This is a genomic window from Rhodopseudomonas sp. NSM, from assembly GCF_052445935.1.
Classification (GTDB): Bacteria; Pseudomonadota; Alphaproteobacteria; order Rhizobiales; family Xanthobacteraceae; genus Rhodopseudomonas.
Genome location: NZ_JBQTCH010000002.1, coordinates 403,859 through 418,404, shown reverse-complemented (window position 1 = coordinate 418,404; position 14,546 = coordinate 403,859). Strand labels below are relative to the sequence as shown.

Sequence of the window (14,546 nt, the reverse complement as noted above, 5' to 3'; positions counted from 1 at the left end):
CGCGCCTCTCACTGAGCACGCGTCAGCGTGCGTCGGGTTTGCCCTCTATCAGCTTTTTCAAACTGTCGCGGGCGGGTTTGCTGTAGCCGTCGCCACTGCCGGGCGTGGCCGACTCATCGGTCTGCTCTTCGTCCGACTTCTTCTTGAACCTTTTCAAGATGGTATTTTCAGGGTCGTCCGGCAAGAGCGTCATCAGCCAATCACCGCTTCCTTGCAGGACGGTGCGCGATTTTGCGTTGGTCACCCAATCAGGCCGCTGTTTTTCGGGAACCAGCCAGTTGAAAAACAGATAGGCCACCACCACGATCAGCAGGCCGCGGGCGAGGCCGAACAGGAACCCCAGCGTCCGATCGAGCGCGCCGATCCGCGAATCCAGGATCATGTCCGAGATTCGCACGGTGATGATCGACACCACGATCAGGGTGCCGAGGAACACGCCGGCGATCACGACGACGGCGGCGACCGTATCGTTCGAGAAATAGGTCTTGGCGGTCGGCAGCAGCTTCTGGAAGGCATACAGCGTCACCAGAGCGGCTGCGCCCCAGGCCGCGATCGACAGCACTTCGCGCATGAAGCCGCGGACCATCGCCAGCAGGCCCGACACCAACATCACCGCGAGGACAACGAAATCGAGAATCGTGATCGGCATCGGTTCGTCGGGTCCGCTCGGTCTGCAAAACGGAGAATCGGCGTGCGCAGCGCCGCTCCAGATGACGGTGGTATGGCACGCCGCGCAAGGCGAGAAAACCGCCAACCATCCCGTCGCCACAGCAATGTTCCGCTGGGTTAAAGGTTGGTGGCTGCTACTGCCGCAAAGCGCGCGCGTTGTATAGCGGCGCCGTCCGTAAAGGTCACGCCGGTTCAGCCCTCCTGCCGCCGGAATCGCGCCGGTGTGGCATTTTTCTCCGACGAACTACTGTCGCGCCCTGCGGGGCGCGGCGTTCCGCGTGCCGCGATATCGGCGACCAGGCTGGTGAGCCCGCCGACCGTCTGCAGCGCCATCCCGGCGTCGGATGGCGCATCGCCCCGGGCGGTCTCGGGCAGGATCGCGCGGGCGAAACCGAGCTTGGCGGCTTCCTTCAGCCTGGCGGCGGTCTGCGCCACCGGCCGCACCGCGCCGGAAAGCGAGATCTCGCCGAAATACACCGCGTCGGTCGGCAGCGGCGAATTCGCCAGCGACGACACCAGCGCTGCGGCGGCGGCAAGATCGGCCGCGGGCTCGTTGATCCGCAGCCCGCCGGCGACGTTGAAATACACATCGTAGCCCGACAGCTTGACGCCGCAATGCGCCTCGAGCACCGCCAGCACCATCGACAGTCGCGCCGAATCCCAGCCCACCACCGCGCGGCGCGGCGTGCCGAGCGTGGTCGGCGCCACCAGCGCCTGCAGTTCGACCAGCACCGGGCGGGTGCCTTCGATGCCGGCGAACACCGCAGTGCCCGGCGAGCCGAGATCGCGCTCGGACAGGAACAGCTCCGACGGATTGGCGACCTCGCGCAGGCCCAGCCCGGTCATCTCGAACACGCCGATCTCGTCGGTCGGCCCGAAGCGGTTCTTCACCGCGCGCAGGATGCGGAACTGCTGCGAGCCTTCGCCCTCGAACGACAGCACCGCGTCGACCATGTGTTCGACGACGCGGGGACCGGCGATCTGGCCGTCCTTGGTGACGTGGCCGACCAGGATGATCGCCGCGCCGGACTTTTTCGCAAAGCGGATCAGCGCCTGCGCCGAGGCGCGCACCTGCGTCACCGTGCCGGGCGCCGACTCCACCGTGTCGGTCCACATCGTCTGAATCGAATCGATCACGATCAGCCGCGGCGTCGCGCCTTCAGAAAGGGTTGCGATGATGTCTTCGACCGAAGTCTCGGCCGCAAGTTCGACCGGCGCGGACGCGAGGCCGAGCCGCTCGGCGCGCAGCCGCACCTGCGCCACGGCTTCTTCGCCGGAGATGTACACCGCGCGATGGCCGCTGCGCGCCATCAGGCTGGTGGCTTGCGTCAGCAGCGTCGATTTGCCGATGCCGGGGTCGCCGCCGACCAGCAGCACCGAGCCGCGGACGAAGCCGCCGCCGGTGACGCGGTCGAGTTCGGCCATGCCGGAGGGCAGGCGGGGCGCGTCGACGCTCTTGCCGGCGAGCGATTCCAGCTTGAACGGCCGCCCGCGCCGCTTGGCGCGAATGCTGACCGGGACGGCGCTGTCGCCGGCTTCCTCGACCAACGTATTCCACTCGCCGCAGGACTCGCACTTGCCCTGCCAGCGATTATAGGTCGCGCCGCAGTTCTGGCAGACGAAGGAGGGCGAGGCTTTGGCCATTGTTCATGCAGTCGCGACGTGAGCGTGTCGACATTTTTGTTCATATTTTGTTCTTGGCGTCAACCTCGGAGGCGAGGTTGCGATAGCAGTCGGTGTGCGGCGACGTCGAGGCAGCAATTGATGAGGAAGATTTGGATCAACGCCGTTGCCTGGAAGGCGCGGCATTCTGGCTTCCGATTCTGAGCACAGAGCGGAAGAGCCAACATGAAGATCGCCATCCCCACGACCGACTGGGTCACCGTCAGCGGCCACGCCGGGCAGGCGCGGCAATGGCTGTTGTTCGATCTGGCCGGGCATCGCGGCGACGCGCCGCTGCCGGCGCCGTCCCGGGTCGAACTGACCAAGGAGCAGCTTCCGCACTACTTCAAGGACGACGGTCCGCATCCGCTCGACGGCGTCGAACTGATCGTCGCCGGGAGCGCCGGCGACGGCTTCGTCCGCCACATGAAGAAGCGCGGCGCCGACGTGCTGCTCACCGGCGAGACCGATCCGGCCACCGCGATCGACCTCGTCATCAAGGGCGAGACGCTGCCCTACCAGCGCTTCGACATCACCACTACTTTGTGCCGGCTGCGGGATCTGTTCTCGCGGCATTGAATCGCCGCCTCTCGTCATGGCCGGGCTCGTCCCGGCCATCCACGCCTTAACTTCCGGCGTCTGCTGCAAGACGTGGATGCCCGGCACGAGGCCGGGCATGACGCGTTGGCGGTGGTGCCCGATGTGATAGGTCGCATCTTCGGCCGACACCCAGGATGACGAGCAGTGCCTGCGGAAGGCCGTGCCGCTTCAACCACGCGATGAATTGCTCTAGCATGGCGCGGCGATGCCAGACGACGACCGCAACGCCTACGAGCGACGCAAATGGCGGCAGGTGGCCGGGCATTTTGCGATGGGTGCTGTGTTCGGCGCAGGATTCGCGGTGATCCTGCTGCTCGGCAATTATTTCGGCCTCGCCAAAGTCATCGACACCAGCGAGGCGCCGATGCTGATCCGCGCGGTGCTGGTCGTCGGCATCGCCGGCTCGTTCGCGTTTCTCGCGGCGATCACCGGCTTCCTGTTTCTGGTGCACGAAGACTGAGCCGGCTGGCCGATCAGGTGAGAGGCTCCGTCATTGCGAGCGCAGCGAAGCAATCCAGAGACGCGGTGCACTGCGCCTCTGGATTGCTTCGTCGCTGCGCTCCTCGCAATGACGCTGAGAGTTCGTGCGTGGGACTCAGTCCGTCGTGGCGGTGAGCGCGCCGTCGCCCTCGGCCGGCTTCTCGTCCGGCTTGGCGTCGCCGCCCTTATAGATCCGCGCGTAGCGGCGGCCGAGGCTGGTCAGCACTTCGTAACCGATGGTGCCGAAATGATGCCCGAGTTCGTCGACGGTGATGCCGTCGCCGATCAGCGTCGCCATCTGGCCGCGGCGGGCGGCGTTGGCGGGCAGGTCGGTGACGTCGACCGCGATCAGGTCCATCGAGATCCGACCGGCGATCGGGCAGCGCTGGCCGGCGATGATCACGTCGGCGCCGCGGGTGCCGTCGTTCGAGCCGGCAGCGCGGAAGTAACCGTCGGCATAGCCGGCCGACAGCACCGCGATCTTCGTCGGCCGCCGCGCCGTCCAGGTGCCGCCATAGCCGACGCTGTCGCCGCGCTCGACGCCGCGGACCTGCAGGATGCGCGCCTTGAGATCGACCACCGGCAGCATCGGATTGTCGGCCTCCGGCGTCGGGTTGATGCCGTAGAGCGCGGCACCGGGGCGCACCATGTCGAAGGCGAATTGCGGGCCGAGGAAGATGCCGGAGGAGGCCGACAGCGACGCCGGCACGCCGGCGAACAGGCTGGCAATCTCGCGAAACGCCGTGACCTGCCGGGCGTTCATCGGATGGTTGAGGGCTTCGGCGGCGGCGAGGTGACTGATCACCAGCGTGACGCCGTGATCGCCCGTGGCGATCCGCGGCACGATGCCCTGCGCCTCCGAGATCGTCAGGCCGAGCCGGTTCATGCCGGTGTCGATATGGATCGCCGCGCCGCCGTTCCAGTGCGTGCGGCGGCAGTACACGTCCCATTCGGCGAGTTCGTAGAGATCGCCGATCACCGGTCGGCAGTTCAGCCTGGCGAATTCGTCGCCGGTGCTCTGGAAGAAGCCGTCGAGAACGTAGATCGCCGCGTCCGGCGCAATCGCGCGGGCGGCGCCGGCCTCGGCGAGGGTGGCGACGAAGAAGGTCTTGCAACCCGCCGCGGCGAGGGCCTTCGTGACCGGGCCGATGCCGCAGCCATAGGCGTCACCCTTGACCACGGCGGCGGCTTCGGCCGGCACCGCGGTCTTCTCGAGCTTGCGCCAGTTGGCGACGATCGCGTCGAGGTCGATGGTGAGGATGCCGGGCGCCGTGGCGGTTGCTGCAGCCAGCGCCGCCGCTTGGCCGGCTTCAGGTGTCAACAGGCTGGCGACGGTCGCGTTGGGATCAGGAAGAATGTTCATGCCGCACGATAATCTCTGCCCGAATTCCGTTCAACGGCGGTTGCTGGGCCTCAGATCCGCTCCGGCAGATGACCTTCGCTGACGAGGTCGCTGAAGCGGGTGAATTGGCCTTCGAACTGCAGGTCCACCGTGCCGGTCGGACCATGGCGCTGCTTGGCGATGATGACTTCGGCCTTGCCGTGAACGAGGTCCATATCCGTCGTCCACTTCTCGTGCTCGGGCGTGCCGGGGCGCGGCTCCTTGTTCTGCAGGTAGTACTCTTCGCGGAACACGAACATCACGACGTCGGCGTCCTGCTCGATCGAGCCCGATTCACGCAGGTCGGAGAGCTGGGGACGCTTGTCGTCGCGGGATTCGACCTGACGCGAGAGCTGCGACAGCGCGATGATCGGAACGTTGAGCTCCTTCGCCAGCGCCTTCAGGTTGGTGGTGATCTCGGTCACCTCCTGGACGCGGTTGTCGCCCTTCTTGCTCGAGCCCTGCAGCAGCTGGATGTAGTCGACCACCAGCAGGTCGAGGCCCTTCTGCCGCTTCAGCCGCCGCGCCCGCGCGGTGAGCTGCGAGATCGCCAGGCCGCCGGTTTCGTCGACGTAAAGCGGCAGGGTCTGCAGTTCGATCGAGACGTCGCGAATCCGTTCGAAATCGGACTCCGAAATGCCGCCGCGCCGGATCTTGCTCGACGCGATCTCCGCCTGCTCGGCGAGAATACGCGTGGCGAGTTGCTCGGCCGACATTTCGCAGGAGAAGAAGCCGACGATGCCGCCATTGACTGCCTTCGTCGTGCCGTCGGCCTGGACCTCGCCGCGATAGGCCTTGGCGACGTTGTAGGCGATGTTGGTGGCGAGCGCGGTCTTGCCCATGCCGGGGCGGCCGGCCAGCACGATCAAGTCGGAATGCTGCAGTCCGCCCATCCTTGTGTCGAGGTCGCGCAGGCCGGTGGCGATGCCCGACAGCTTGCCGTCGCGCTGGAACGCCTTCGCCGCCATGTCGACCGCGGTGGTCAGCGCCTGCGAAAACCGCTGGAAGCCGCCGTCATAGCGGCCGGATTCGGCGAGTTCGTACAGCCTGCGCTCGGCGTCTTCGATCTGGTTGCGCGGCGCGAAATCGACCGGCGCGTCGAACGCGACATTGACCATGTCGGTGCCGATCCCGATCAGGTCGCGCCGCAGCGACAATTCGTAGATGGTCCGGCCGTAGTCGTGGGCGTTGATGATGGTGGTGGCTTCGGCGGCGAGCCGTGCCAGATATTGCGCGACCGTGAGGCCGCCGAGATCGAGGTCGGCGGCGAGGAAGGTCTTGAGCGTGATCGGCGTCGCGACCTTGCCGGCACGGATCAGGCTGGTGGCGGTCTCGAAGATGGTCTGGTGGATCGTTTCGAAGAAGTGCTTCGCCTCGAGAAAATCCGACACCCGGTAGAACGCGTCGTTGTTGACCAGGATGGCGCCGAGCAGGGCTTGTTCCGCCTCGATATTGTGAGGCGCGGTCCGATAGGCAGGCGCGGTGGCGTCGGGCGCGAGCTTCAGAACGTTCGAATCGATTGCAGCCATAGCTCTGAATTGTTCTTTCGAATTTGTCGGATGCGGGGCGCGACTAAAGCGCCGATTCAACTGCCAGCGGAAGCATCAATCGCGCGTTATGCACCAGCGCGAAGAAGAGTGTGGAGAACCGGCGCATCCGTGGCGGCGGGCTTGACGAACCGGCGTTGCGGAAGCCCCAGCCGGGGCGGGGGTTCCATTTGTCGCAGCCAGATTGAACCGTGTGATCGCAGGCCCATACCTAATGGATGGGTCGGATTTCTCACACCAGCAGCAGGCAGACTAATCCGATCAGCCCTGTCGCTGTCCCAATGGCGAGCAGGGCATAGTCGATGGCGATGTCCTTCGGGACCCGGAGGCGCGTTTTGCGGGGCTGTTCGATCATGAACCGGATTGAGCGCGACGCCGGGAAATTGATCTGTGATCTTGGTCACATTAGCCGAGGGTTGTCATTTGTAGGAACGGTTCGAGCGGCGGCGGGTTGATCACGCAAAATATCGAAGATGAAACACGGGAACGGCGATGGCTCAGAAACAGCGACGCGACGGAACCGACCGGCTCTGGCTGGAATCGCTGATCGAATCGTTCGAGGCGACGTTGCGCACTGAGGTGCGTGCCGTTCCGTGCGACCGGGCGCTTCTGACCGCCACGCGTGAACATCTTTCGATTCACAAGGGACCGCGCGATGACGAGAGCAAGGTCCGGCTCACTCACGCTGCTTGATCGCTTGTTGAGCTGACCAGCGCGCCGCCGACGCTGGCAGGCCCGTCCGGCGGATCCAACCCGCGCATCGACGACGCGATTGCGCGGCTGGTATGCGACTGTTCGTTATGGCAAAACAGCGTCATCTCTTCCCTTCCAATCATCTTCCAATCGGATAAAAGGACTGCGCCGCGGGCGCGGCCGTTCATGCATTGGAGGATCAAATGTCGAGCCGAGCGCTCATTTCAGCGGCGGTGATGCTTCTGATCGCCTCCATCACGCCCCCGGCGCAGGCGCAGAACCTCGAGGCCGGCAAAAGCCCGGCCCAGCTTTTTTCAGGGAATTGCGCCGTGTGCCACAAAGGCGCGCGCGGTCTCGTTCGATCGATACCCCCCAATTCCCTGGCGTCGTTTTTGCGCCAGCACTACACGACCAGCGGCGACATGGCTTCGTTGCTCGCGGCCTACCTGATTTCCAACGGAGCGACCGACACCCGCTACAGGCAGAACGACGTCAGGACCAATCCCGGCCAGCAGGACGGCCGGTCGGGGCGCCGGCAGCGGCCGGGCGCGGAGCAGGCTGAAAAGCCGGAGACGGCCAAACCAGAGGCGGCGCGACCCGAAGTTCCGGCGCAGGCCGAAGAAGGCGCGCGCCGCGGCCGCCACAGCAAACGGCCGCCCAAACCCGAAGCTGAAAAACCCGCCGACGGTGCTGCGGCAGCGGAGAGCGCTGCGCCTGTGGATCAACCGCCCGCAAAGGATCGCCGCAAGCAAAGCCGGAAAGACAAGCCCGCGAAGGGCGCGCCTGCCGACGCGGCCAAGGGCGAAGCGGCGAAGCCGGAGCCCGCCGCGAGCGAACCGGCCGCAGCGAAACAAGACGCTGTGAAAACAGACGTTGCGAAACCGGAAACTTCGACGTCGGAAACCCCGAAGCCGGAAACTTCGAATTCCGGCACGCCCAAGCCCGATGCGTCGAAAGCGGATGTCGTCGAGCCGCAACAGCCGAAGTCGGACTCCGTCAAGACCGAACCGCCAAAGACCGAGCCGCCGCAGACCGAGGCCGTGCCGGCGGAGCGGGCCGTAACGCCTGGCGCGGTGCCGCTGCGCGCCGATCCGGTTCCTGCGGTGACGCCGGCGCCGAAGCCCGCCGACACGCCGCCGGCGACTGCTCCGCTTGCGAAGCCGCACGAGCCGCCTGCGGCTTCGACGGCGCCTGCTGCGACGCCTGCGACCCCGACCAGTACGCCGGCCGCTGCGGCAACCCCGTCCAGCGAACCCTCGGTCACCGTGACGCCGACGCCGCCGCCGCCGCCCGAGCAAGGCAACTCGCGCGACGTGCCGATCTCACGATAGACCGCGTCGTCTCAATGCAAAAAAAAGCCCGGCGCGAATGCCGGGCTTTTTCGTTGAGGCGCCTCGCAGGCGAGCGGCTTACTGCTCGGCCGGCTGTTCTTCTTCCTGCTCCGCATCCGGATCGAAGAATTCGCCGGCAGCGGCGATCGCCTCGGCGGCCGCGTCCTGGTCTTCCCGACGGGTCGAGATGTCCTCGCCGCGATTGATCCGCTCGGCTTCCTCGGCGCTGCGCGCCACAGTCACCGACACGCCGACTTCGACTTCCGGATGCACCGCGACTTCGATGGTGTGCTTGCCGATGGTCTTGATCGGGGCATCGAGCAGGATCTGGCTGCGGCTGATCATGACGCCTTCGGCTTCGAAGCTGGTGACGATGTCGCGCACCGACACCGAACCGAACAACTGGCCGGTTTCGGAAGCCTGACGGATCACGACCACATTGTGACCGTCGATCTTCTCCGCGACCTTGGCGGCTTCAGCCTTGGCGGCGATGTTGCGCGCCTCGAGATCGGCCTTCATGTGCTCATACTTGTCGCGATTGGAGGCGGTCGCGCGCAGCGCCTTGCCGCGTGGCAGCAGGAAATTGCGGGCATAACCGTCCTTGACACGAACCAGTTCGCCCATCTGGCCGACCTTGGCGACGCGTTCCAGCAGAATGACTTCCATGTTGTTCTCCTCGGGTTGTTTGATAGGGGAAAAAATCAGTTAGCGGTCGGTGGCGGCATCGAGCGGCGCTGGTAGTAGCGCTGACGAAAGCCGAAGACGGCGTCGCCGATGCCGAGAGCGATCAGGCCGATCGCCGGCCACAGGAAGATCAGCACCAGCGCGTAGGTCGAACTCAACAGAAAGCCGCGATGGCGGGCGGACATCGTCAGCGTGTGCAGTGTGGCCGCGCCGGTCAGCCCGTAGGCGACCAGCAGCGTGGCGCTCACGGTCTTGCCGATCAACGCGGCCAAGCCTCCGGCAAAGCTGAGGCCGAGTGCGAGCGAGAGCACCGCCAGCGTCATCGCCGGCAGCGCCACTGTTCGCAGATCCGGCCGCGGCCGGGTCAGCCGGCCGGAGGTCGCGGTGATCCTGGCGGCGAGCCAAAGATTCAGCGTCAAGGTCAGCATCGCCACCGTGGCGGCGGCCGGCGGCGCGACCGCGACCAGCGCGTCGATCAGCTTGTCGGCATCGGCGGAGCTGCGCGGGCCCAGCGCCCGCTGCAATCCGCTGCGCAGGCCTTCGCTGATCGTAGCGCCGTCAGTGCCGAGCGTCAGCATCGCGGCCATCGTGGTCAACGCGGCGAAACCGGCCATCCACACCACGATGCGGCCGACCGGGTACCACTCCAGCGCGGCCGGGGTGGCGCCGTCCGGGGCCTCGGCCGGTCGCGCCAGCATCGCGAGGCGGCCGAGCCAGTAGGCCGGCGCCACGACAGTGACCATAAAGGCGATGGCGTAGGAGAAACTGAAGATCGCGGCGAGCCCGGCGGCGCCGAGCAGCCCGCCAGCCGCGGCGCCTGCCGCGCCCCAGCCGAGCGCGGCCACCATCAGCGGCAGCGGCGCCAGATAAAACAGCAGCAATGAAATCAGCGCGCCCGAGACAATCGAGGCGAACATCAACGCCGAGGCACAGCCAGCGGCAATCGCGATCAGGATCTGGATCATCATCAGCTGTCCCGCTCCTTTCGAGCGGTTAGAGGCGATTCGCCCCAACCATCGGCGTCCGGGTCAGCGGCGCCTTATGACTTACGACACGTGATCTGCGACACGTGACGACGAAACCAAGGGAAACCCGCGGCGCGAACGCCGCGGGTGAAACAATCAGCGGATGACGTAGGGCAGCAGACCGAGGAAACGGGCGCGCTTGATGGCGCGCGCGAGTTCGCGCTGCTTCTTGGCGGAGACGGCAGTGATGCGGCTCGGCACGATCTTGCCGCGCTCGGAGACGTAACGCATCAACAGCTTGGAATCCTTGTAGTCGATCTTCGGCGCATTCGGACCCGTGAACGGGCAGGTCTTGCGACGGCGGAAGAACGGACGGCGGGCACCTGCTTCAGCCATGATTCTTACTCCTCGCTCGCTGCGGCAGTGTCGGCGTCTTCACGCGGACGGCGCGGACCACGGTCGCCACGGAAGCCACCGCCCTCGCGGTCGCCTCGGCCTTCACGATCGCCACGGAAGCCACCCTCGCGGGGGCCGCGATCGTCGCGCTCGCGGTCACGGTCGGCCTTGCGCATCATCGCCGAGGGGCCTTCCTCGTGCTCTTCGACGCGGATCGTCAGATAGCGCACGACGTCTTCGTTGATGCGCTCCTGGCGCTCGATCTCGGCGACCACCGCGGAGGGGCCGTCGATGTTGAGCAGCACGAAATGCGCCTTGCGATTCTTGTTCATGCGGTAGGTGAGGGAGCGTAGTCCCCAGGCTTCGGTCTTGGTGACCTTGCCGCCGAGCCCTTCGATCACGCCGGTGATCTGCGTGGTCAGCTCTTCCACCTGCTGGGTGCTCGCGTCCTGACGCGCGAGAAAAACATGCTCGTAAAGAGGCATGACAGTCCTTTCCATGTTGGCGCAGAACCGGCGGCAAGCCCTTCGAACCCTTCGGAAAGGACTCGACTGCTCAGAAGGCGGAAGCACGGGACGACGAGCCGACTGGCTCTGCCGCATCAAATTCGCCGGAAAGGTGAAAATGCTGAGACCGTCCGTTCAGCTCCCGGCCGGGATCTGCGGATGCGCGGGTTATACGGATTTTGGCCGCGATGGCAAGGGTCCGAACGTTCTCCGGCGCCCTGGACGTTCGAATCCGCCCGTCAGGCCTCGGCTCCGGACCACACCCGCCGTGCCGCGCGGGAGTTGGCATCCGCCTCGGGAACCAGCCCGATCGCATCGTCAAGGCCATCGCATTGCACCACGATGCCCTTGCCCTGACGCTTCGCCTCGTACATCGCACTGTCGGCCGCGCGGAGCAGGGCGTCGACCGTCGAGCCGTCGCGCGGGAAGGTGGCGCTGCCGATGCTGACGCCGATCGTCAGCGGCTCTTCGCGGCCGAGATCGAAAGGTTCGGCGATCCGGGCAATCACCCGCCGGGCGATCGCCGTGCTTTCGTCGGCATTGGTCGCCGGCAGCAGGATCACGAACTCGTCGCCGCCGACCCGGAAGATCAGGTCGTGATCGCGCACACAATGGCGAAGCCGTTCGGCCACGACCACCAGCACCGCGTCGCCGAGCGCGTGGCCGTAGCAGTCATTGGCGGCCTTGAATCCGTCGAGGTCGAGGCAAAACACCGTCAGCGGTTGATAACCCCGGCCGGGCGTGCTGAGCGCGCTCTGCAAGAGATGCTCGAAGCGCTGATGCTGCATGGTCCGGTTCGGCAGGCCGGTGAGCGGGTCGTAGTTTGCAAGCCACTGGTTTTCCCGCTCTTTCAGAAACAGATTGAGCAGAACCTGATAGTTTTCCATCAACACCAGCGCCATCCCCAGTCCCCACAGCGGAACCAGAATGCCGACCACGTACATATGGGGAATCGGCGACAACGCCAGGGCGCAGGTGTAGGGAAGGCCGAGAATGTAGATCAGCGTAATTCCGTAGCGCGGCGTGCCCGCATTGCGCGACGAGATGCCACCGGCGAGACCGGCGATCACCATCCCTGCGAGCAGGATCAGCGGCCATTCGCCCGAGACGACGCACATTGCGCAGCCAATCGCGTAGCTGACGCCCCAGGACAGGCCGATATACAATGGCAGCACGGCGTTGCCGGCCCGGCCGGCGGCTTGGGCCCTGATCAGCGAACGCAGGGCGGCGTACCGGGCGACGCCGAAGGCCAGCTCGACCCCCAGCCAGGTGTAGGCCCAGGCCGCGCCCGTCATTGTCGCAGCAACGATCGTCAACAGGACGGTCGAAAGGATGGCCAGGACCAGCGAGCGCGCCTTTGTCTGGCTGTGGAGCAGCAGCCGGCGCGTGATCGGCTGAGGCTGGCAACGCGGCCCGTTGACCAGCCACGCGATGGCGCGCGCCATCGCGCCGGTATGTCCAGCCTCTCCGGTTTCGATCGGATGGATGTCGACTTCGTTCACGTAGGGCATCAGATACGGGCTGTTACTTGTTGTCGTTGGGCTTTAGCCGAACCACGGTTGATTGGCGCCATATTGCGCTGCATGAATTCAGACAGAGTAAACAAACTCGGTCTTGGGTGACCGAATGTTCCGCGACTGCGAGGCCGTCGCAATCTCTTCGGCGGGACACGGACGGGCACCTCCCGTCTGCAGCCGGAGGGGCGGCGCGCCTATAGAGGGGAGCGCGCCCCTGCATTGGTCAACTTGACACGACCCGCCCGCGGGGTGTCTTACGGCGCCACTCAGAAAGGTTCAGGAACGCAATGACGGCAGCATTCACATTCCCCGGGCAGGGCTCGCAGGCGGTCGGCATGGGCAAGGGGCTGGCCGATGCCTTTCCCGCCGCAAAGGCGGTGTTCGACGAGGTCGATGCCGCGCTCGGCGAAAAGCTGACGGCGATCATCTGGGAGGGGCCTGCGGAGACGCTGCAGCTCACCGAGAATGCCCAGCCGGCGTTGATGGCGGTGTCTCTGGCCGCGCTGCGGGTGCTCGAGAGCGAGGCGGGGCTGAACGTCGGTCGCGATGCCGCCTTCGTCGCCGGGCATTCGCTGGGTGAATATTCGGCGCTGGCAGCCGCCGGCGCGCTGTCGGTCAGTGATACCGCACGACTGCTGCGCATCCGCGGCCGGGCGATGCAGAAGGCCGTGCCGGTCGGCGTCGGCGCGATGGCCGCGCTGCTCGGGCTCGACTATGAGGCCGCAATGGCGGTCGCGAGCGAAGCGGCCCAGGGCCAGGTCTGCCAGGCTGCCAACGACAATGGTGGCGGTCAGGTGGTGGTCTCCGGCCACAGGGAGGCCGTGGAGCGCGCTGTCGAGATCGCCAAGGGCAAGGGCGCCAAGCGCGCGATGTTGCTGCCGGTGTCGGCGCCGTTCCATTGCACCCTGATGCAGCCCGCGGCCGAGGCGATGGCGGAAGCTCTGGCGGGGGTGACGATCCGGTCGCCGGCGGTGCCGCTGGTCTGCAACGTGTTGGCCGCGCCGATCACCGACCCGGACGAGATCCGCCGCCGACTGATCGAGCAGGTCACTGGCACCGTGCGCTGGCGCGAGTCGGTAGAGTATATGGCCAGCCAGGGCGTCACCCGGTTCTTCGAGATCGGCGCCGGAAAGGTGCTGAGCGGACTGGTCAAGCGGATCACCGACGGCGCGACGGGTCTCGCCATCGGCAGTCCCAACGATATCGCGGCCGCCAAGGACGCACTCACGGCCGGACGTTCGACGTAATCGGCGGCGAAGGAGACGACATGTTCGATTTGACAGGACGAACCGCGCTGGTCACCGGCGCAACCGGCGGCATCGGCGGCGCGATCGCGCAGGCGCTGCATGGACAGGGCGCGACGGTGGCGATTTCCGGCACCCGGCGCGAGGCGCTGGACACGCTGGCGGCGAGGCTCGGCGAGCGCGTTCACGTGCTGCCGTGCAACCTCTCCGAGGCGTCGGAGGTCGAGGCGCTGGTGCCGGCGGCGGCCGAAGCCATGGGGCAGCTCGACATTCTGGTCTGCAATGCCGGCATCACCCGCGACAATCTGTTCGTGCAGTTGCGCGACGAGGACTGGGACGAAGTGATCAAGGTCAATCTCACGGCGACCTTCCGGCTGACCCGCGCCGCGACCAAATTGATGATGCGCAAGAAATTCGGCCGCATCATCGCGATCACCTCGGTGGTCGGCGTCACCGGCAATCCCGGGCAGGGCAACTACACGGCGTCGAAGGCCGGGCTGATCGGCATGATCAAGACGCTCGGCGCCGAATACGCCAAGCGCAACGTCACCGCCAATTGCATCGCGCCGGGGTTCATCGCGACGCCGATGACCGATGTGCTGAACGACAAACAGCGTGAAGCGATTCTCGGCAAGGTGCCGGCAGGCCGGCTGGGTACCCCCGAGGACATCGCGGCTGCGGCAGTGTATCTCAGTTCGAACGAGGCCGCCTACGTCACCGGGCAGACCATCCACGTCAACGGCGGGATGGCCATGATCTGAGCCGGCGGCACCTTTGCTGCAAGTCCTTGTGCTGCAAGTCCCTGTGCTGCAAGTCCTTGGCATCACACGCGGCGGTCCGCGCCTGCGGCCGTGTCCGGTGGTCAATGCAT

The 14,546-nt window shown here is 66.1% G+C and carries 17 protein-coding genes; 6 read left to right on the top strand and 11 right to left on the bottom strand.

Going from position 1 to position 14,546, the window contains the following annotated elements:
* Positions 1 to 22: 22 nt before the first annotated feature.
* Together ACTZWT_RS06230 and radA are read right to left on the bottom strand one after the other, a co-directional pair.
* Positions 23 to 649, bottom strand: coding sequence for a CvpA family protein (locus tag ACTZWT_RS06230; RefSeq protein WP_444769215.1), 627 nt, complete (start codon positions 647 to 649; stop codon positions 23 to 25).
* Between the two features lie 212 nt (positions 650 to 861).
* Positions 862 to 2,313 (bottom strand): DNA repair protein RadA, encoded by a 1,452-nt coding sequence (radA, locus tag ACTZWT_RS06225; protein WP_444768825.1) that lies wholly within the window; start codon positions 2,311 to 2,313, stop codon positions 862 to 864.
* A gap of 204 nt (positions 2,314 to 2,517) precedes the next feature.
* Between radA and ACTZWT_RS06220 the strand changes: the two genes are divergently transcribed.
* Positions 2,518 to 2,910, top strand: coding sequence for a NifB/NifX family molybdenum-iron cluster-binding protein (locus ACTZWT_RS06220; protein WP_444768824.1), 393 nt, complete (start codon positions 2,518 to 2,520; stop codon positions 2,908 to 2,910).
* 226 nt (positions 2,911 to 3,136) lie between these two features.
* Positions 3,137 to 3,391 carry a hypothetical protein gene (locus ACTZWT_RS06215; RefSeq protein WP_444768823.1) on the top strand — a complete coding sequence of 85 codons (255 nt, stop codon included), beginning with the start codon at positions 3,137 to 3,139 and terminating at the stop codon, positions 3,389 to 3,391.
* A 135-nt stretch (positions 3,392 to 3,526) separates the two neighbouring features.
* Here the strand turns inward: ACTZWT_RS06215 and alr are convergent, their stop codons facing one another.
* The 3 genes from alr to ACTZWT_RS06200 form a co-directional block, all read right to left on the bottom strand.
* On the bottom strand, positions 3,527 to 4,774 hold the full coding sequence (alr, locus tag ACTZWT_RS06210) for an alanine racemase (RefSeq protein ID WP_444768822.1): 1,248 nt from the start codon (positions 4,772 to 4,774) through the stop codon (positions 3,527 to 3,529).
* A 50-nt stretch (positions 4,775 to 4,824) separates the two neighbouring features.
* Complete coding sequence (locus ACTZWT_RS06205) at positions 4,825 to 6,321, bottom strand: replicative DNA helicase (protein ID WP_444768821.1); 1,497 nt, start codon at positions 6,319 to 6,321, stop codon at positions 4,825 to 4,827.
* A gap of 250 nt (positions 6,322 to 6,571) precedes the next feature.
* Entirely contained in the window at positions 6,572 to 6,694 is a 123-nt protein-coding gene (locus ACTZWT_RS06200; RefSeq protein WP_444768820.1) for a hypothetical protein, read from the bottom strand.
* 137 nt (positions 6,695 to 6,831) lie between these two features.
* On the opposite strand from ACTZWT_RS06200, the gene ACTZWT_RS06195 reads away from it, so the two are divergent.
* Positions 6,832 to 7,032: a hypothetical protein gene (locus tag ACTZWT_RS06195; RefSeq protein WP_444768819.1), complete on the top strand. Its 201-nt coding sequence runs from the start codon at positions 6,832 to 6,834 to the stop codon at positions 7,030 to 7,032.
* On the opposite strand, the gene ACTZWT_RS06190 is transcribed toward ACTZWT_RS06195, so the two are convergent.
* Positions 7,020 to 7,220 (bottom strand): hypothetical protein, encoded by a 201-nt coding sequence (locus ACTZWT_RS06190; RefSeq protein WP_444768818.1) that lies wholly within the window; start codon positions 7,218 to 7,220, stop codon positions 7,020 to 7,022. The two genes, ACTZWT_RS06195 and ACTZWT_RS06190, sit on opposite strands and share 13 nt — an antisense overlap.
* 48 nt (positions 7,221 to 7,268) lie before the next feature.
* On the opposite strand from ACTZWT_RS06190, the gene ACTZWT_RS06185 reads away from it, so the two are divergent.
* Positions 7,269 to 8,363, top strand: coding sequence for a hypothetical protein (locus ACTZWT_RS06185; RefSeq protein WP_444768817.1), 1,095 nt, complete (start codon positions 7,269 to 7,271; stop codon positions 8,361 to 8,363).
* A 78-nt stretch (positions 8,364 to 8,441) separates the two neighbouring features.
* Here the strand turns inward: ACTZWT_RS06185 and rplI are convergent, their stop codons facing one another.
* The 5 genes from rplI to ACTZWT_RS06160 all read right to left on the bottom strand — a co-directional run bounded on the left by rplI (position 8,442) and on the right by ACTZWT_RS06160 (position 12,425).
* Positions 8,442 to 9,029 carry a 50S ribosomal protein L9 gene (rplI, locus tag ACTZWT_RS06180; protein ID WP_444768816.1) on the bottom strand — a complete coding sequence of 196 codons (588 nt, stop codon included), beginning with the start codon at positions 9,027 to 9,029 and terminating at the stop codon, positions 8,442 to 8,444.
* A gap of 35 nt (positions 9,030 to 9,064) precedes the next feature.
* Entirely contained in the window at positions 9,065 to 10,015 is a 951-nt protein-coding gene (locus tag ACTZWT_RS06175; RefSeq protein ID WP_444768815.1) for a hypothetical protein, read from the bottom strand.
* A gap of 153 nt (positions 10,016 to 10,168) precedes the next feature.
* Entirely contained in the window at positions 10,169 to 10,408 is a 240-nt protein-coding gene (rpsR, locus tag ACTZWT_RS06170) for a 30S ribosomal protein S18 (RefSeq protein ID WP_011441353.1), read from the bottom strand.
* A 5-nt stretch (positions 10,409 to 10,413) separates the two neighbouring features.
* Positions 10,414 to 10,893 carry a 30S ribosomal protein S6 gene (gene rpsF, locus ACTZWT_RS06165; protein ID WP_444768814.1) on the bottom strand — a complete coding sequence of 160 codons (480 nt, stop codon included), beginning with the start codon at positions 10,891 to 10,893 and terminating at the stop codon, positions 10,414 to 10,416.
* A 260-nt stretch (positions 10,894 to 11,153) separates the two neighbouring features.
* Positions 11,154 to 12,425 carry a diguanylate cyclase domain-containing protein gene (locus ACTZWT_RS06160; RefSeq protein WP_444768813.1) on the bottom strand — a complete coding sequence of 424 codons (1,272 nt, stop codon included), beginning with the start codon at positions 12,423 to 12,425 and terminating at the stop codon, positions 11,154 to 11,156.
* A gap of 293 nt (positions 12,426 to 12,718) precedes the next feature.
* On the opposite strand from ACTZWT_RS06160, the gene fabD reads away from it, so the two are divergent.
* Both fabD and fabG read left to right on the top strand, forming a co-directional pair.
* Positions 12,719 to 13,678: an ACP S-malonyltransferase gene (gene fabD, locus ACTZWT_RS06155; RefSeq protein WP_444768812.1), complete on the top strand. Its 960-nt coding sequence runs from the start codon at positions 12,719 to 12,721 to the stop codon at positions 13,676 to 13,678.
* A gap of 20 nt (positions 13,679 to 13,698) precedes the next feature.
* A complete protein-coding gene (gene fabG, locus ACTZWT_RS06150; RefSeq protein ID WP_444768811.1) occupies positions 13,699 to 14,436 on the top strand; it encodes a 3-oxoacyl-[acyl-carrier-protein] reductase in 738 nt (245 codons plus the stop codon).
* The last annotated feature ends 110 nt before the right edge of the window (positions 14,437 to 14,546 follow it).